Annotated in this window: 16 protein-coding genes; 8 read left to right on the plus strand and 8 right to left on the minus strand. The window is 74.4% G+C overall.

Annotated features, from left to right (window positions below; translation table 11 throughout):
* Position 1 precedes the first annotated feature (1 nt).
* Positions 2–1,507, minus strand: coding sequence for an RNB domain-containing ribonuclease (locus ACWC9R_RS21525; protein ID WP_450733687.1), 1,506 nt, complete (start codon positions 1,505–1,507; stop codon positions 2–4).
* Between the two features lie 152 nt (positions 1,508–1,659).
* On the opposite strand from ACWC9R_RS21525, the gene yaaA reads away from it, so the two are divergent.
* Positions 1,660–2,457: a peroxide stress protein YaaA gene (gene yaaA, locus ACWC9R_RS21530; protein ID WP_450733688.1), complete on the plus strand. Its 798-nt coding sequence runs from the start codon at positions 1,660–1,662 to the stop codon at positions 2,455–2,457.
* Between the two features lie 57 nt (positions 2,458–2,514).
* The gene (gene eda / locus ACWC9R_RS21535; protein WP_450733690.1) at positions 2,515–3,168 is read left to right on the plus strand and encodes a bifunctional 4-hydroxy-2-oxoglutarate aldolase/2-dehydro-3-deoxy-phosphogluconate aldolase; all 654 of its coding nucleotides are present in this window, start codon (positions 2,515–2,517) and stop codon (positions 3,166–3,168) included.
* Positions 3,169–3,246: 78 nt separating this feature from the next.
* Here the strand turns inward: eda and ACWC9R_RS21540 are convergent, their stop codons facing one another.
* Genes ACWC9R_RS21540 through ACWC9R_RS21550 form a run of 3 tightly spaced genes read right to left on the minus strand, consistent with a single transcriptional unit; the run spans position 3,247 to position 6,053 of the window.
* Complete coding sequence (locus ACWC9R_RS21540) at positions 3,247–4,443, minus strand: bifunctional RNase H/acid phosphatase (protein ID WP_450733692.1); 1,197 nt, start codon at positions 4,441–4,443, stop codon at positions 3,247–3,249.
* Positions 4,444–4,446: 3 nt separating this feature from the next.
* Positions 4,447–5,190, minus strand: a complete 744-nt coding sequence (locus ACWC9R_RS21545; RefSeq protein WP_450733752.1) for a zinc ribbon domain-containing protein — start codon at positions 5,188–5,190, stop codon at positions 4,447–4,449.
* On the minus strand, positions 5,187–6,053 hold the full coding sequence (locus ACWC9R_RS21550; protein ID WP_450733694.1) for a Nif3-like dinuclear metal center hexameric protein: 867 nt from the start codon (positions 6,051–6,053) through the stop codon (positions 5,187–5,189). Before ACWC9R_RS21550 ends, ACWC9R_RS21545 begins: the two co-directional genes overlap by 4 nt.
* Positions 6,054–6,315: 262 nt before the next feature.
* Between ACWC9R_RS21550 and ACWC9R_RS21555 the strand changes: the two genes are divergently transcribed.
* Complete coding sequence (locus ACWC9R_RS21555; RefSeq protein WP_450733696.1) at positions 6,316–7,893, plus strand: hypothetical protein; 1,578 nt, start codon at positions 6,316–6,318, stop codon at positions 7,891–7,893.
* A 161-nt stretch (positions 7,894–8,054) separates the two neighbouring features.
* Positions 8,055–8,222, plus strand: coding sequence for a hypothetical protein (locus ACWC9R_RS21560; protein WP_450733698.1), 168 nt, complete (start codon positions 8,055–8,057; stop codon positions 8,220–8,222).
* A gap of 95 nt (positions 8,223–8,317) precedes the next feature.
* Here ACWC9R_RS21560 and ACWC9R_RS21565 read toward each other — a convergent pair whose 3' ends face one another.
* The 3 genes from ACWC9R_RS21565 to ACWC9R_RS21575 form a co-directional block, all read right to left on the minus strand.
* Positions 8,318–9,259, minus strand: coding sequence for a 3-oxoacyl-ACP reductase (locus tag ACWC9R_RS21565; RefSeq protein ID WP_450733700.1), 942 nt, complete (start codon positions 9,257–9,259; stop codon positions 8,318–8,320).
* A 68-nt stretch (positions 9,260–9,327) separates the two neighbouring features.
* Complete coding sequence (locus ACWC9R_RS21570; RefSeq protein ID WP_450733702.1) at positions 9,328–10,404, minus strand: Zn-dependent alcohol dehydrogenase; 1,077 nt, start codon at positions 10,402–10,404, stop codon at positions 9,328–9,330.
* Between the two features lie 171 nt (positions 10,405–10,575).
* The gene (locus ACWC9R_RS21575; RefSeq protein WP_450733704.1) at positions 10,576–11,451 is read right to left on the minus strand and encodes a MaoC/PaaZ C-terminal domain-containing protein; all 876 of its coding nucleotides are present in this window, start codon (positions 11,449–11,451) and stop codon (positions 10,576–10,578) included.
* Between the two features lie 546 nt (positions 11,452–11,997).
* Here ACWC9R_RS21575 and ACWC9R_RS21580 point away from each other — a divergent pair.
* The 4 genes from ACWC9R_RS21580 to ACWC9R_RS21595 are packed head-to-tail and all read left to right on the plus strand — an operon-like array spanning position 11,998 to position 15,709.
* Positions 11,998–12,885 carry an ABC transporter ATP-binding protein gene (locus ACWC9R_RS21580; RefSeq protein ID WP_450733754.1) on the plus strand — a complete coding sequence of 296 codons (888 nt, stop codon included), beginning with the start codon at positions 11,998–12,000 and terminating at the stop codon, positions 12,883–12,885.
* Positions 12,885–13,613: an ABC transporter permease gene (locus ACWC9R_RS21585; RefSeq protein WP_450733706.1), complete on the plus strand. Its 729-nt coding sequence runs from the start codon at positions 12,885–12,887 to the stop codon at positions 13,611–13,613. Before ACWC9R_RS21580 ends, ACWC9R_RS21585 begins: the two co-directional genes overlap by 1 nt.
* 6 nt (positions 13,614–13,619) lie before the next feature.
* Positions 13,620–15,107, plus strand: a complete 1,488-nt coding sequence (locus ACWC9R_RS21590) for a sensor histidine kinase (protein ID WP_450733708.1) — start codon at positions 13,620–13,622, stop codon at positions 15,105–15,107.
* Positions 15,104–15,709, plus strand: coding sequence for a response regulator (locus tag ACWC9R_RS21595; RefSeq protein WP_450733710.1), 606 nt, complete (start codon positions 15,104–15,106; stop codon positions 15,707–15,709). The genes ACWC9R_RS21590 and ACWC9R_RS21595 overlap by 4 nt, the downstream gene beginning before the upstream one ends.
* Before the next feature lie 178 nt (positions 15,710–15,887).
* Here the strand turns inward: ACWC9R_RS21595 and ACWC9R_RS21600 are convergent, their stop codons facing one another.
* Positions 15,888–17,336 carry an MFS transporter gene (locus tag ACWC9R_RS21600; RefSeq protein WP_450733755.1) on the minus strand — a complete coding sequence of 483 codons (1,449 nt, stop codon included), beginning with the start codon at positions 17,334–17,336 and terminating at the stop codon, positions 15,888–15,890.
* Positions 17,337–17,601 lie beyond the last annotated feature (265 nt).

A 17,601-nucleotide genomic window follows, 5' to 3' on the forward strand; every position in this document is an offset into this window, starting at 1 on the left:
CTCAAGCAGGCGTGAAGCGGACCGGATGATGCCCCGGTTCGGCTTCCGTGAGGCGGACCGGGATGCGGTGGCCCAGGGGGAGGGCGGGGCCTTCGGGGGCGGCTTCGACGGTGCCGATGACGGCCGGGTCGTAGAGGTGGACGGTGCCGTGGGTGGGGTCCTGTTCCTGGATCTCGACGACCAGGGCCTCGAAGATCTCGCCGACCCGGTCGCGCAGCAGGGCCGCCTCGACGAGGTCGACGCAGGCCCGTTCCACCTGGTTGGCGCGCCGGGTGCCCAGCTCCATCTCCCGGGGCAGCGCGGGGAGCGCGGTGCGGACCCAGTCGGGCGGCGCGGCGCCGGCCGAGGCGGCCAGACACAGCTCGGAGGTGTAGCGGTCGGCCAGGCGCCGCAGCGGCGCGGTGGCATGGGCGTACGGGGCGGCGACGGCGGCGTGCAGAGCGTCGGAGGCGGCGGGGGCGGTGCCGTCGAAGACGGTGTAGCCGGCGCCGCGCAGCAGGGCGGTGCACTCCTGGAGGAAGGCGGCGTGGGCGGCACGGCGCGGGTCGAGGGTGCGGATCAGGGCCGCGTACGAGGTGTGGTGGGGCCAGTCGACGCCGAGCGCACGGGCGGTCAGCCGGAGCCGGGCGACCGAACCGTCGGGAGCGGTCGGCAGCGTACGGAGGATGCCGGTGCCGGAGGCGAGCATCAGCTCGGCCGCGGCCATGCCGGTGAGCAGGGAGATCTGCGCGTTCCAGGCGTAGGCGGGGAGCGGGGCGCGGTATTCGAGGGTGTAGCGGCCGTCCAGCTCGACGATCTCCTGCTCGGGGACGTTCAGGGATATCGCGCCCCGGGCGACCTCCCGCTCCTCCCGCAGCTGCCCGATCTCGCGCAGCAGGGCGAGCGGCTCCTCGGCCGTGTCGTCGTCGAGAATCCGCTGGACGCCCGCGTAGTCCAGCCTGGCCCGGGAGCGGACCAGGGCGCGGCGTACGGAGACACCGGTCAGGGCGCCGTCCGCGTCGAGGTCGAGCTGCCACAGGACGGCCGGGCGGTCCCGGTCGGGCAGCAGGCTGGCGGCGCCCTCGCTGAGCACGTACGGGTGCAGCGGGACCCGTTCGTCGGGGAAGTAGAGGGTCGTCACACGATGGTGCGCCTCGGCGTCCAGGGCGCCGCCGGGGGTGACGAAGGAGGCGACGTCGGCGATGGCGTAGTGGACGCGGTAGCCGCCCCTGCCCTTCGCCCCGGGTGGCGCCGGGCGGCGGGAGAGGAACATCGCCTGGTCGAGGTCGAGGGAGCCGGGCGGGTCGAGGGTGAAGAGGGGGAGGTCGGTGGCGTCCTCCAGGGTGTGCTCGGTCGCCACGGCGCCGTCCGCGGCCGGGATGCGCGGGGCGCGGGCCGCGCTCTCCGCCTCCGCCTGGGCCGTGGGCGGGAAGTGGTCCGGGATCTCCAGCCTGCCGCGCAGCTCATGCAGCGCGACACGCAGCGGGGCCTCGGCTGCGTCGGTCACATGCATATGGAGACGGGGCATGACACCGAGCGTATGGCGGGCGGCCGCTCACGGCGCGCCGTGCGGTGCCGCCCCGGGCCCCGGGCGCCGAGCGGGGTCCGCGCCCGGCCGCCGCAGGCCCTACGCTTTCCCGGGGCCGAACCCCGCCCGTACCGCCGTGAAGGAGAATCACCGTGCTCGTGCTGTTGCCGCCGTCCGAAGGGAAGGCCGCCGCGGAGGCCGGGGCGCCGCTGGACACCGGTGCGCTGTCGCTGCCGGGGCTGACCGCGGCGCGCGAGACGGTGCTGACGGAGCTGGTCGAGCTGTGCGCGGCGGACGCGGTCAAGGCCCAGGAGGTGCTCGGGCTCAGCGAGGGCCTCAAGGGCGAGGTCGCCAAGAACGCGGGGCTGCGGACGGCGGGGACCCGGCCGGCCGGGGAGATCTACACCGGGGTGCTCTACGACGCGCTCGGCCTGGCGTCCCTGGACGCGGCGGCGCGGCGGCGGGCCGAGCGGTCGCTGCTGGTGTTCTCGGGGCTGTGGGGCGCGGTGCGGATCGGCGACCGGATTCCGTCGTACCGCTGCTCGATGGGCGTCAAGCTGCCGGGGCTGGGTGCGCTGGGCGCGTACTGGCGGGCGCCGATGACCGAGGTGCTGCCGGCGGCCGCCGGGGAGGGGCTGGTGCTGGACCTGCGGTCGGCGGCGTACGCGACGGCGTGGAAGCCGAAGGGCGAGGTGGCCGGGCGGACCGCGACGGTGCGGGTGCTCCAGTCGAAGACCGTGGCCGGTGTGGAGAAGCGGTCGGTGGTCAGCCACTTCAACAAGGCGACGAAGGGGCGGCTGGTGCGGGACCTGCTGACGGCGGGGCTCGATCCGGACGGTCCGGCGGAGCTGGTCGCGGCGCTGCGCGAGCTGGGTTACGCGGTGGAGGCGGAGGCGCCCGCGAAGGCCGGCAAGGCGTGGGCCCTCGATGTGATCGTCACGGAGCTTTAGCACGCTACGTTGCAGCATGCGCAACGCTCGTTGCGGAGGGTGGGCGGACGGCGCACCATGGGCGGCGTGACCAGCGCCGCCGCCTCCCCCGCCGCCCCTTCCGTCCTCGGGCTCGCCCCGGTCATCCCGGTCGTCGTGCTGCACGACGCCGAGGACGCCGTACCGCTCGCCCGTGCGCTCGTCGCCGGCGGGCTGCCCGCGATCGAGGTGACCCTGCGGACGCCCGCGGCGCTCGACGCGATCCGCGCCGTCGCCCGGGAGGTCCCGGAAGCGGTAATCGGCGCGGGCACCCTGCTCACCCCCGAGCAGATCGAGGACGCCCTCGTGGCCGGCTCGCGCTTCCTGGTGAGCCCCGGCTGGTCGCCGCGGCTGCTGGGCGCGATGAAGGACTCCGGGGTGCCGTTCCTGCCGGGGGTCTCGACGGCCTCCGAGGTGGTGACCCTGCTGGACGAGGGCGTCACCGAGATGAAGTTCTTCCCGGCGGAGGCGGCGGGCGGCACCCCGTATCTGCACTCACTCGCCGCGCCCCTCCCCCGGGCCCGCTTCTGCCCGACCGGCGGGATCGGCCTGGCGTCCGCGCCGTCCTATCTGGCGCTGCCCAACGTCGGCTGTGTCGGCGGCACCTGGATGCTGCCGGCCGAGGCGCTGGCCGCGAAGGACTGGGGCCGGGTGCGCCAACTCGCCCAGGAGGCGGCGGCGTTGGCGGCCTGACGGCGGTGCGTACGCGGACGGGCCCGGCGCCCCGGTCGTCCGGGGTGCCGGGCCCGTGTCCGCTCCGGGGACGCCCCGCTACCGCAGGTGCGAGGTGTCGTTCAGCAGCCGCACCGAGGCGTTGCCGTCGGAGAAGTACGCGACCGCGGAGAGCGACGCCGCCGAGAGCTCCATCCGGAACAGCGACTCCGGCGGGGCGCCCAGCGCCAGCCGGACCAGCGTCTTGACCGGGGTCACATGCGTGACCAGCAGCACCGTTTTGCCCGCGTACCGGGCCAGCAGCTTGTCGCGGGCGACGGCGACCCGGCGGGCGACCGTCGCGAAGGACTCACCGCCGCCGGTCGGCGCCACCCGGGCGGAGCCGAGCCAGGCGTCGAGGTCCTCGGGGAAGCGCTCGCGCACCTCGGCGAAGGTCAGCCCCTCCCAGGCCCCGAAGTCGGTCTCGCGCAGGCCCTCCTCGATACGGACCTCCAGGCCGAGCCGGTCCGCGACCGCCCCGGCGGTCTCCCGGCAGCGCCGCAGCGGTGAGCTGACGACGGCCTGGACCGTGCCCCGGGCGGCCAGCGCGACGGCGGCCGCCTCGGCCTGACGGCGTCCGGCCGCGGAGAGTTCGGGGTCGGTGCCGCCGCTGCCGGAGAACCGCTTCTCCGGCGTCAGCGCGGTCTCGCCGTGCCGCAGCAGGACGAAGGTCGCGGGCGGACCGAGGTCGGGGGCGCCCCAGCCGGCCGCCGGAGCGCTCGGGGCCGCGTCCGCCGCCTCCGCCGTCCCGGCGGCCTCGTCGGCCGCTCGGGCGGCTGCGCTGCGGGCGGGCGCGGTGCCGGTGGCGAGCGCCGCCCGGGAGTCGCGCGGCTCCCACTGCCGGCCCGCCTTCCCGGCGTCCATCGCCTCGTTGGCGAGCCGGTCGGCGTGCTTGTTCCGCGCGCGGGGAATCCACTCGTATGTGACCTGGCCGGCCGGGAAGACCGACCGGGCCTCGGCGGCCAGCGGCTTCATGTCCGGGTGCTTGATCTGCCAGCGCCCGGACATCTGCTCGACGACGAGCTTGGAGTCCATCCGCACCCGGACCCGCGCCTGCGGATCGAGGGTGTGCGCCGCCCGCAGACCGGCCACCAGCCCCTTGTACTCGGCGACGTTGTTGGTCGCGGTGCCGATGAACTCGGCGGCCTCGGCCAGCGCCTCGCCGGACTCCGGGTCGAGGACGACCGCGCCGTAGCCGGCCGGCCCCGGGTTGCCCCGGGAGCCGCCGTCCGCCTCGACGATCAGCGTGCGGGCCACGGCCTACAGACCCGAGTCGGGCGTACGGACCAGGATGCGGGTGCAGTTCTCGCAGCGCACGACGGTGTCGGCGGCGGCCGCGCGCACATCGTTGATCTCGGTGATGTTCAGCTCCAGCCGGCAGCCCTCGCAGCGGCGCTGGAAGAGGCGGGCCGCGCCGACGCCGCCCTCCTTCGCGCGGATCTTGTCGTAGAGCTTGAGCAGATCGGCCGGGATGTCGGCGACGGTCAGCTCGCGCTCCTTGGCGGCCGTCGCGCACTCGGCGTCGATCTCGGCGTAGGCGGCGTCCCGGCGGGCGGTGGCGTCGTCGACCTTGGCCTGGATGGCCTCGACCCGGCCGGTGAGCTCGGTGACCCGCTCCTGGGCGGACTCCCGGCGCTCCATGACCTCCAGGACGACGTCCTCCAGGTCGCCCTGGCGCTTGGCCAGCGAGGTCAGTTCGCGCTGGAGGCTCTCCAGGTCCTTGGGGGAGGTGACGGCACCGGAGTCCAGGCGCTTCTGGTCGCGGGCGGCGCGCTGGCGCACCTGGTCCACGTCCTGCTCGGCCTTGGTCTGCTCGCGGCTGGTGTCGCTCTCCTCGGTCTGCGCGGCGACGAGCAGGTCGCGCTGCTGGATGAGGTCGGCCTCCAGGGTCTGCAGCTCGGCCAGCTCGGGGAGGTTGTTGCGGCGGTGGGCGAGCTGGGTGAGCCTCACGTCCAGGGACTGGACGTCGAGGAGGCGGATCTGGTCGGCGGGCGCGGCGTTCAGCGTGGGGCTCCTGTGGTGTGCGTCGGGGTGACGAATCGGGTGGACGCCGCGTGGGCGGTCCAGGGGTCGGTGACCGTACGGGAGACATGCGTGCGCAGTCCCCAGCCGTGCCGGTCGGAGACCGCGTCGAGCTGGGCCGCGGCCTGCTCGCACCACGGCCATTCGGTGGCCCAGTGGGCGGCGTCGAGCAGCGCCAGCGGGCTCTTCTGGGTGGCCTCGGAGGCCGGGTGGTGACGCAGGTCGGCGGTGAGGAACGCGTCCGCACCGGCCGCCCGTACCGCGTCGAAGAGGCTGTCGCCGGAGCCGCCGGAGACGGCGAGGGTGCGGATCTCGCGGTCCGGGTCGCCGGCCGCCCGGATGCCCTGCGCGGTGGCGGGCAGCCGCTCGGCGGCGTGGGCGGCGAGCTCGGCCAGCGTCATCGGATGCGGCAGCTCGCAGATCCGGCCGAGGCCCCGGCGGCCCGCCGGATCGCTCGGGTCCGGGACCAGCGGGCCGACGATGCGCAGGTCCAGCGCGCCGGCCAGGGCGTCGGAGACACCGGGGTCGGCGGTGTCGGCGTTGGTGTGCGCGACGTGCAGGGCGATGTCGTGCTTGATGAGGGTGTGCACGGCCTTGCCCTTGAAGGTCGAGGCCGCCACCGTCGTCGTGCCGCGCAGATAGAGCGGGTGGTGGGTGACCAGGAGGTCGGCGCCGAGCGTGACCGCCTCGTCGACGATCTCCTGGACCGGGTCGACGGCGAACAGCACACGGCGGACCTCCGCGCCGGGGTCTCCGCAGACCGTGCCGACGGCGTCCCACCCTTCGGCCCGCTCGGGGGGCCAGAGGGCGTCGAGCGCGGTGAGGACTTCAGACAGTACGGGCACGGGTGGAAGGTTACCTCCCGGCTGTGACATGGCGTCGGGTCGAGGCCCCTTCCGGCTCCCCTGCGGCAGAGCGCGGAAACGGACGGCGCGGGCCCGCCCGCGCCCGCCGCACCGGCACCCGACGGGCCCCGGAGCACAAGCCCCCGGCCCGGCACCGGCGAACCGGACAACTGCCACCCTTATGCGTGAAGTGCGACAACTTGCAGTGTTCGGCCGGAAGTACGAAAACTAGTTTCGGTTGCCGACTGGAGGTGACCACTCGATGACGATCTGTGCCACTGAGGACACCAGGGCGCCGGCCGGCCCGCTCGCCGGGCGCCTGACGATCGCCGCCGACGGCTCGTACGCCGCCCGGCTCACCCGGCACGACGACGCCGCCGGAAGCTGGTTTCCGGAGCGCTGGACGCTGAGCGGCCCCGCGCCGTACGCCGTGCCGCTGCAGGGCACCCAGCCCGAGGAGCCGGACAGCGCGCTGCTGCCGCTCACGGACGGACGGGTGCTGATCCTGCGCCGGGTCGCCGACCGCTTCGCCGTCTCCCTGCTCTACCCGGCGGGCCCCGGAACCGGCGAACTCCTGCTGGGCGCCGTGGCGGCCCCCCGGCTGACCCTGCTGCCGCCCGCCCCCGGTGGAACCCTCGCCCACGCCCTCGCCCCCGAGGCGGAGCACACCGCGCTGTGGCTGCTGCACGGCGGGACGGGCGGGCCCGAGCGGATCGCCCGCATCCCGGGACGCTGCGCGGGCGGCGTGTGGCTGGACCGCACCGGCCGACTGCTGGCGCTGGACCGGGAGTTGGCGGGACGGACCAAGACCGTGGTGGTCGACCTGGAGCGGGGCGGCGAGACCGGTCCGCTGCTCCAGATCACCGAGGAGAGCAACGACCGGCTGCTGCTGGCCGATCCGGACAGCGGGCTGCTGCTCGTGCGCTCGGACGCCCCGGGGCACGACCGGCTCGGCTGGGGCGTCCTGGGCAGCAGCCTGCCGGTGCGCTTCCCCGAGTGCCTGCGGCCCACGGGCGCGACGGTCACCCCGTTCGCGGTGCAGCCGGGGCAGGCGCTGGCGCCGGAGAGCTGTGCGGTGGCGTTCCGGATGACCGCGGCGGGCAGCGGCTGGCTGGGCGTCTGGCGGCCCTCCGGGCGGCAGTTGCGGCAGTACCCGGCACCGGAGGGCTGGCTGGGGGGAACCGGGCGGTGGACGGCGGCCGGCGACCTGCTGCTGCCGTACGCGACGGCGGCGGAGCCGTGCGGGGTGGCGCGGCTGGCCGTGGGGGTGGAGCCGGTGGAGGTCATGGGGGCCTCGGAACCGATGGAGCCGGGGGAGGCCGCGGAGCCCGAGGAGCCCGTAGGGGCGGTGGAACCGGTGCGGCCTGCCAGGTCGGTACAGCCGGTGGAGCCGGTGTGGCCCCTGGGTCCCATGGGGCCGGTGCGGCAGGCGGCCGGGCCGTGGGCCGCGGGGCGGCGGGAGGCGGCTTGGACCGGGGCGCCGGTGGGGGCGCCCCGGCCGGTGGCGGTGGAGCCGCCCGTGACGGTGGTGGCGCCCTCGGAGGCCGTGGAGCGCTGGGAGGCGGTGGCGCCCCTGGGGGCGGTGGAGCCGGTGGAGGCCGTGTGGCCGGGGGAAGCGCCGTCGTCCGGAGTGGAGGCCGTGCGGCCCGCGGACGCGCCGCCCTCCGGAGGTGCCCTAGGGAGCGAAGGGGGGATTGTCCCGGATGCAGGGGATGCCGACAACCGCTCCACAGCATCTGCACATCCTCAGGCCGCGGACGCGGAACCGCCGCCCGCCCCCGGACATCCCCACATGTGCAGGCCAGTTCCCCTGCAAGAAGCACCTCTGGCGGCCCGCTAGACCCGGTGGAGCGCGATTTCCGGCCCCGTTAGAATTCCGGCCGGGAGCTGCGCAGCCGGTTGACCGGCCACCGGCAGTGCCGCTCGGGAGCAGCCCTGGCGGTCGTCGGGCGAGGTCCCGATGCGTACAGCTGTAAGCGAACTGACGGAGTGACTCTTTCCATGTCCGAAGCCCGAACCGACACGACCCAGGCGCGCCCCCAGGAGGCATCCGCCCAGGCCGCCGAGGCCGCAAGCTCCGGCAGGCATCGTGGCCCGGCCGCCACGGAGGAGTCCGACTCCGCCGCCCACGGCCGGCACCGCCGGGACAAGCAGCCGCAGGACGCGTAGGGCCGTCCGGCGGGCCCCGACCGCCGACCGCGTGCACACGGCCGTGGCCGCCGCCCCAGGACAGCGGGGCGGCGGCCACGGCCGTTCGCTTGGGCTCAGCCGTGCTTGAGGCCCAGCACCTCGGCCGCCGCGAAGGTCTCGTTCGGCGGGCGCTGCGCGTAGTACGGCGTCAGCAGGTCATCCAGCTCCTCGAAGCTGAAGACCTCCTTCGTGGTGTCGAACTGGGCGGCGATCCGCGGGCGTTCGGCGATGGCGACCATGCCGCCGTGGACGACCAGCAGCTGTCCGTTGACCCCGGCCGCGGCCGGTGAGGCGAGGTACCCGACGAGCGGTGCGACATGCTCGGGCGCGAGGGCGTCGAGCCGGCCGTCCGCGGGCTCCTGGAAGCCGGCGAAGACGTCCTCGGTCATACGGGTGCGGGCGCGCGGGCAGATCGCGTTGGCGGTCACGCCGTATTTGCCCAGTGCCAGCGCCGTGGAGGTCGTCAGGCCGACGATGCCGCCCTTGGCCGCGGCGTAGTTGGGCTGGCCCGCCGAGCCCGCGAGGAACGCCTCGGAGGAGGTGTTGACGATCCGGCCGTGGACCGGACCGCCGGCCGCCTTGGCGCGCTCGCGCCAGTGGACGGCGGCGAAGTGGGTGGTGTTGAAGTGGCCCTTGAGGTGCACGCGGATGACCGAGTCCCACTCGTCCTCGGTCATCGAGAACACCATCCGGTCGCGCAGGATGCCCGCGTTGTTGACCAGGATGTCGAGCTGTCCGTAGGTCTCGACCGCGAGCCGTACCAGGGCGCGGGCCTGGGCGTGGTCGGCGACGTCACCGAGGTGGGCGACGGCGGTGCCGCCCGCCGCACGGATCTCGGCGACGACGTCCTCGGCGGGCGCCGCTGAGGCCTCCCCCGTACCGTCGCGGCCCGGCTGCCCGTAGTCGTTGACCACGACCCGTGCGCCGAGACGGGCGAGTTCGAGGGCCTCGGCGCGGCCCAGACCGCGCCCGGCCCCGGTGACGATCGCGGTCAGGCCCTCCAGTGGCTGTGCCATTCCTGTCCTCTCCAGTGGTCGCGGCACGCGGTGCGGTGCGGTGCGCTGCGAGGGGTGAACGGTGGGCGTCAGATCTCTATGCAGGTGCGCAGCGCGGTGCCGGAGCGCATCTGGTCGAGCGCGTCGTTGACCTCGGCGAGCTGGACGCGATGGGTGATCAGGCCTTCGAGGTCGATCCGGCCGGCCCGCCACAGGGCGATGGCCCGCTCGTAGGAGCGCAGGACGTCCGCGCCGCCGTACAGGGACGGCAGAATCCGCTTCTCGTCGAAGAAGAGCTCGAACATGTTGACCTGGAAGGTGTCGTCCATGGCGCCCGCGCCGACCACACAGAGAGTGCCGCCGCGGCGGGTCATCTCGTAGGCGGTACGGGCGGTGGCGGACTTGCCGACCACCTCGAAGACGTAGTCGAAGCCCTCCCCCGCGGTGATCCGGGCCTTGGCGTCGGCGAACTCCTCCGGGGCGACGGCCTCGGTCGCGCCGAAGCGCAGTGCGGCCTCCCGGCGGGCGGGCACCGGGTCGACGGCGATGATCTGGGCGGCGCCGCAGGCCCTCGCGCCCTGGATGACGGAGATGCCGACACCGCCGCATCCGATGACCGCCACCGAGGAAGCGGCCTCCACCCGGGCCGTGTTGAGGGCCGCGCCCAGCCCGGTGGTGACACCGCAGCCGATCAGCGCGGCGATCTCGTATGGGACGTCGTCCGGGATCGGGACCGCGCAGTTGGCGGCGACCACGACCTCCTCGGCGAAGGTGCCGGTGCCGGCGAAGCCGAAGACGTCCCCGCCGGGGCGCCGGAAGTTGGGGGTGCCGGCGTTCATGAATCCGGCCAGGCACAGATGGGTCTGGCCGCGCCGGCAGGACGGACAGCTGCCGCAGGCGGGCAGCCAGCACATCAGGACGCGGTCCCCCTGCGCGAGTCCGGTGACGCCGTCGCCGACGCCGAGGACCTCACCGGCGCCCTCGTGACCGGGGACGAAGGGGGCGGGCTGCGGCAGCACCCCGTTCATCGCGGAGAGGTCGGAGTGGCACAGTCCGGTCGCCCGGATGCGGATCTTGACCTTGCCCGGGCCAAAGCCCACCGCCTCGATGTCATCGAGGACTTCGAGCTTGTCCTGCCCTGTCTCGTGCTGTACGGCTGCGCGCATGTCACGGCTCCTCTCGTACGGACGGCACTCCGGCCCCGTCCGGACCGGCCGGGGCGGCCTCTCGGATCGCTCGGGGGCGCTTCAGATCCGGACGAAGCGTCGTGGGCCTGTCCGGCGGCTCACGGCCGGGACCGCGACGCCTGCGCCGGACGGGCCCAGGGCGGACTCGCCCTAGCTGTGCTCCACCACGGTGTCCGCCAGTACGGGCGCGTCCTCCCGGTCGGCCGCGGTGACCGACACCAGGACCCGGCCCGGCTCCCGCCACAGCCGCATCCGCAGCGTCTCCCCGGGGAAGACCACCCCGGCGAAGCGGGTCGTGTAGGAGCGCACCCGTGTGACGTCACCGTCCAGCACCGTGTCGACGACGGCCTTGAGGGTGACCCCGTAGGTGCACAGCCCGTGCAGGATCGGCCGGTCGAATCCGGCGAGCTTGGCGAACTCGGGGTCGGCGTGCAGCGGGTTCCAGTCGCCGGAGAGGCGGTAGAGCAGCGCCTGGTCGGCGCGGATACGGCGTTCGGTGCTCAGGTCGGGGGCGCGGTCGGGGAGTTCGAGGCGGGCGGAGGGGCCGCGCTCGCCGCCGAAGCCGCCCTCGCCGCGGACGAAGATCTGGGTGTCGCAGGTCCACAGGGGGCCCTCGTCGTCGGCGACCTCGGAGCGCAGCACGATGACGGCGGCCTTGCCCTTGTCGTACACGGCGGGGACGGACGAGGTCTGGGTGGCGCGGCCGTTCACCGGGAGGGCCCGGTGCACGGTGACGGTCTGGCCGCCGTGCAGGACCGCGGCGAGGTCGACGTCGATGCCGGGCGCGGAGAGCCCGCCGGCGAGCGCCATCCCGCCGCCGGCGACGGTGGCGAAGCTGGGCAGGACGTGCAGTGCGCTCTCCAGGGTGTAGCGCAGTTCGTCGGGGTCGGTGGCCGGGTGGGCCTTCTCCGGAGTGGCCGCACCGGCACCGATGCCGAGGTGGTAGAGCTGGACGTCCTTGTGGTCCCAGGCGAGTTCGGTGGTCCGCGGCTCGGCGGAGGTGGCCTTGGCGGCGTCGATGGGCATGGGGCTGCTTGCTCCTTCACCACGAGGGGAAGACCCCGGCCCGGCCGTCCGCACCGTCGACCGAGCCGGGGTCGTATCTGGTCGGCGCGGCCGCGCTCCGACAGCGCACAGGGCACACTTCTAGAACGCGTTCTAGCCGATGGTCCTCATGTATAGCCGATCCGTCCGGCACCGGGAAGACCCCTGACGGTTTGTCAGATCCGGGTCGCGCGGACGGCGGAGAGCGGGCGGGGACGGGGCTCTCGGCCGGGCCGGGCTCCTGGCCGGGTCCGGGACCGGGTGGCGCGGGCCCTCGCCCGCGCGGCACGGGCCCCGACGGCCGGTGCGCGGCCCCACTTTCGTTGCGCCGAGCCATGACATTTGTCAGAGGAGATCACCGACATTCGCCTCTCCCGCGAACCGACCACGCTCCGTAACGTCGAGGTCATGCAGAGGAGAGGCGGCACGGGCATGGCAGAGGCGACGAGGCCGGGCAGCAGCACGACGGAAGGGGTGGGCGGCGCCGCGGCGGTGGCCTTCACCGGGGTGACGCGGAGTTACGGCGCGATGCGGGCCGTGGACGGGCTGGAGCTGGAGATCGCGACGGGCGGGACGGTCGCACTGCTCGGGCGCAACGGCGCGGGGAAGTCCACCACCATCAACATGCTGCTGGGGCTGCTGCCGCCCAGCTCCGGGACGGTCCGGCTGTTCGGCGGCACCCCGGAGGCGGCGGTGCGCGCGGGCCGGGTGGGCGCCATGCTGCAGGACGGCAAGGCCATCCCGCGGGTCACCGTCCGCGAACTGCTCACCTTCGTCACCGCCACCTACCCGGACCCGATGGATGTCACCGAGGCCCTGACGCTGGCGGGCCTGGAGGAGTTCGGCGGGCGGCGGGTGGACGGCCTGTCCGGCGGGCAGGCCCAGCGGGTCCGCTTCGCCGTGGCGCTGGCCGGCAACCCCGAACTGCTGGTGCTCGACGAGCCGACCGCGGCACTGGACGTCGAGGCGCGCCGCGCCTTCTGGCGCTCGATGCGCGCCTACGCCCGCCGGGGCCGCACCGTCCTCTTCTCCACGCACTACCTGGAGGAGGCCGACGAGCACGCCGACCGGATCGTGGTCATGGACCGCGGCCGGGTGGCCGCCGACGGCAGCGGCACGGCGATCAAGCGGCGGGCCGGCGGCTCACGGGTCTCCTTCGACCTCGCGGGCGCGGCCACCGGGCCCCTGTCCGGGCTGCCCGGGGTGAGCTCCGTGGAGGTGCGCGGCGACCGCGCGCTGCTGCGGACGGCGGACCCGGACGCCACGGTCCTGGCGCTGGCCGGGCTCGGGCTCGTCCGCGGACTAGAGGTCACCCCCGCCAGCCTGGAGGACGCGTTCCTCGCGCTGACCTCCGCCGAAGCCGCCCCCGCTGCCCCGGCGGGCGCCGGCACCCGCTCCGCGAAGGAGACCGTGTGATGCTCGACTACCTCCGTCTCGAAGTCCGCCGCACCCTCCGTGACCGGGGCTTCGTCATCTTCGGCATCGGGATGCCGGTACTGATGTACCTGCTGATGACCAACATCGGCGTCGGGCCGGGCGGCGCCGACCCGGAGTGGAAGATCGCCTCGATGGTCGGCATGGCCGCCTACGGCGCGCTGGGCACGGCGATCGGCACCGGCACCGGTGTCGCCGAGGACAAGCAGCTGGGCTGGCTGCGCCAGCTGCGCATCACCCCGCTGAGCCCCGTCCGGGTGGTGGTGGGCCGCGGGCTGACCGGCTCGGTGACGGTGCTGCCGGCCGTCGCCTCCGTCCTGCTGGTGGGCGCGCTGGTCAACGGCGTCCGGCTGCCGGCCTGGCAGTGGGCCGCGCTGGCCGGGCTGCTGTGGATAGGCACCGTCCCGTTCACCCTGCTCGGCCTCGGCAACGGCTACGGCCTGTCCGCACAGTCCACCGGCGTCGTCAACACCGGCTGTGTGCTGCTGCTGTCGATCATCGGCGGTCTGTGGTTCCCGCCCGAACTGTTCCCCGACTGGCTGCGCTCGCTGTCCGCCTGGACGCCCGGCAACCGCTTCGCCGAACTCGGCCGCAGCGTCACCCACGGCAGCGCGCCCGGCCTGGCTTCGGTGGCGGTGCTGGCCGTCTGGCTGGCAGTCTTCGGCGGATACGCGGTGTACGCGTACCGCCGGGCCGCACGAACGGTGTGACCGGCGATGGCGCAGACCTGGGAAGCGGCCATGCAGCACACGGAACGACCGACCGCGGGCGAGAAGGACGACCCCGGCGGCACGAACGGCAGCGAGGGCTTCTGCCGGCCCGGACGGACGGGCCGGCTGGGACCGCTGGGCCGGAAGCGCGGCAGGGGGCCCGGCAAGTACGCCTTCCTGCCCTGGCTGCTGATGGGCCTGGGCGCCTTCTCCAACCTCATCCAGGGCAAGACCGGCAACCCCTGGCTGGCCGGTCTCGGACTGCTCGCCTTCAACTCCCTCTACGTCAGCGTCGTCTGGTCCTCGTTCAACCCGCGGCTGCGTGACTCCCGCCGCCCCCTGTACGCCCTGGGGATGCTGGCCGTCGTCACCTTCGCCATCGCGATCGGCTTCGGCGGCAACTGGTTCCTGTTCTTCCCGCTGCTGTCGCTGGCCTCGGGCACGGTCCGGATGCTGCGCGGCAAGAAGCTCGCCGTCTGGCTCATCACGCTCAGCGGCACGGCCGGCTACCTCACCGGCTGGCACGACGACGACCCGTGGGGCGGGTTCGGCATCGGGTACGGCACCTTCCTGTCCGGCATGGTGACGGCCTCGGTCCTGAGCCTGTTCGACACCATCCAGGAGCTCAACGCCACCCGCCAGGAACTGGCCCGCAGCGCCGTCGAGAAGGAGCGGCTGCGCTTCTCCCGCGATCTGCACGACCTGCTGGGGCACACCCTGTCCGTGGTCGTGGTGAAGGCCGAGGCGGTCCGCAGACTGGCGCCGCGCGACCTGGACGCGGCACTCGCCCAGGCCACCGACATCGAGGCGGTCGGCCGGCAGGCGCTGACCGAGATCCGCGAGGCGGTCACCGGCTATCGCGAGGGCAGCCTGACCACCGAGCTGGACCGGGCCCGTTCGGCGCTGGAGGCGGCCGGTATCGAGCCCGTTGTCCGGCAGGCCGGGCCGCCACTGCCCCCGCAGACCGGCGCGCTGCTGGGCTGGGTGGTCCGCGAGGGCGTCACCAACACCGTCCGGCACAGCGGCGCCACCCGCTGCGAGATCGCCCTGCACACCGACGAGGAACGGGTACGGCTGACGATCACGGACGACGGCCGCGGCCCCCTGAACTCCGGCGCCGCCGCGGCCCCCGGCCTCACGTGGCTCCGGGACCGTGTGCCGGGGCGCGGCGGGGAGGCGGACGAGGCCGGGGACGGAGGCCGGGGTCACGGCAGTGGCGAGGTCAGGGCCGGGGACGGCGGCCGGGACAGGGACGGCGGCCGGGAGACGGGCGGCATACCAGGGGCGGGCGGCGCCGGCGACGCAGGCAGCCCGGCACCGGCCGGGCCGCCGGGGCCGGTGGGCGGCACGGGGCTGAAGGGGCTGGCCGAGCGCCTGGCCGCGGCAGGAGGGACACTGCACAGCGGCCGGGACGGCCGGCACGGTTTCCGGGTCACGGCCGAACTCCCGGTCGGCACGGGCGAGATGGCGGATGTGGAGGAGTGGACCAGGTGATCAAGGTCCTGCTGGCGGAGGACCAGGGAATGATGCGGGGCGCGCTGGCGCTGCTGCTCGACCTGGAAGCGGACATGCAGGTCGTGGCGCAGGTCGCGGCGGGCGACCGGATCGTCGCCGCCGCCCTCGACGCCCGCCCCGACATCGCGCTCCTCGACATCGAACTGCCCGGCCGCAGCGGCCTGGACGCCGCGGCCGATCTGCGCGAACAGCTGCCGGACTGCAAGGTGCTGATCGTGACGACCTTCGGCCGCCCCGGCTATCTGCGCCGCGCCATGGAGGCCGGGGCGTCCGGTTTCCTGGTGAAGGACGGCCCGGTGGAGGAACTGGCGGCGGCGATCCGCCGGGTGCTGGCCGGCGAGCGGGTCATCGACCCCGGCCTCGCCGCGGCGGCTCTGAGCGCCGGCCCCAATCCGCTGACCCAGCGGGAGCGCGAGGTCCTGACCGCCGCCGTGGACGGCGCCACGGTCGCCGATATCGCCGGCCGCCTCCACCTCTCCCAGGCCACCGTCCGTAACTACCTCTCCGCGGCCATCGGCAAGACCGGCACCCGCAACCGTATGGAGGCGGTGCGGGCGGCCCGGCAGAACGGCTGGCTGTAGGGCGAGTCCGGTCCGCAAGGGCACGTCCGATCCGCGAACGCCCGCCCGTCCTCCGCACGCTGAGCGCACCGCGCGCCCCGCACACCGCGCGCCGCGGCTCGGCGGGGAGGCGCGCGCCACGGACCGGCGGCCGGGCGCCCGCGCTACCGCCCGACCGGCGGCGGGGGCGCCGGCGCGGTCAGCCGTGCGCCACGTCCGCCCGCCGCTGCGGCAGCGCGAAGACCATCAGCAGAATGCTGGCGACCAGCACCACCGAGCCGACCTGGAAGGCCAGCCCGTATCCGTCCGCCAGGGCCTTCGGGCCGTCGCCCGCCTCGATCCGGGCGGCGGCGACGGTGGACAGGACCGACAGGCCCAGCGCACCGCCCATTTGACGGGAGGTGTTCATCAGGCCGGAGACCAGGCCCTGGTCGGCGGGGTCGGCCCCGGAGGTCGCGATGGAGGCGATCGGCGTCGCCGTCAGTCCGGCGCCCAGCGCCATCAGGATGCCGGGGCCGAGGATGGTGCCGAGGTAGGTGCCGTCGACGTCCATCGTGCCCTGCCAGGCCATGCCGCAGGCGGAGATCACCGCACCGGCGACGGCCAGCGGCTTGGCACCCAGCTTGTTCATCAGCCGGGGCGCGATCTTGGAGCCCAGGACGATGGACAGCGAGTGCGGGATGAAGGAGAGCCCGGCCTCCAACGGCCGGTACCCCAGCACGTTCTGCACATAGAGGGACAGGAAGTACCACATGGAGAACATCGCCGCGCCGGCCAGCACCATCGCCCCGTTCGCCGAGGAGACCGAGCGCAGCCGGAAGAGCCCCAGCGGCATCAGCGGGGCCTTGGCACGCGCCTCCACGACGAGGAAGAGCACGACCACGGCCAGCCCGGCGGCCAGCGGCAGCAGCGCGGACGGCGCCGCCCAGCCGTCCGTCTCGGTCTGCACGATCCCGTAGGCCACCAGCCCGAGCCCGGCCGTCACCAGCAGCGCACCGGGCACATCGAGCCGCCGCCCGGCGCCCTGCCGGCTCTCGGTGAGCCACAGCACCGCGCCGCTCAGCACCAGCGCCCCGATCGGCACATTGATCAGCAACACCCAGCGCCACGACAGGAATTCGGTGAGCGTCCCGCCCACCAGGCCGCCCGCCGCGCCACCGCCGGCGCCGACCGCCGTCCAGGTGGCGATGGCGCGGGTACGGGCCGGACCGGCCGGGAACGACGTGGTCAGGATGGTGAGGGTGGCGGGCGCGAGCACGGCCGCGCCGATGCCCTGGACCGTACGCGCCGCGATCAGCTGCCAGGGCTCCTGCGCCAGTCCGCCGCCCAGGCTCGCGACCGTGAACAGCGCCAGCCCCAGAACGAAGATCCGCTTACGGCCGAAGAGGTCGGCGGCCCGGCCGCCGAGCAGCATGAAGCCCGCGAAGGTGATGACGTAGGCGTTGACGATCCACTGCAGGCCCAGCTCGCTCAGTCCCAGACCGGTGCGCATGGCGGGCAGCGCCACGTTCACCACGGACACGTCCAGGACGACCAGGAACTGCCCGGAGCAGACCAGCAGCATCACCAGCCAGGCCGGCGGCGCCGGCCTCCGGCGCGCGGTTTCGGGCAGGGTGGCGGGGGTGGCTATCGGCGGCATGCCGACCATGCTCGCATTCGTCGGTTGCATCCCGCATCGGTAAATCGCTGCATGAACCACCTGACAGGAGACCTGGGCCGGAAGTCGCAGGGGGGCGGGGGCGGCGGGGGTGGGGCGGGGGCCTTGGGGGTGGGGCCTGGCCGGTGAACCTTGGCGGGTGGGGCCTTAGGGGGTGGGGGTGGCGGGCCCCTAGGGGGTGGAAGGGCCCCCGAAGGGCCAACTACCCATCAGCGGAGGTGAGTTAACGCGGAGGCGGTCACACGCTAACTACCGG

The organism is Streptomyces sp. NPDC001219 (assembly GCF_053597915.1).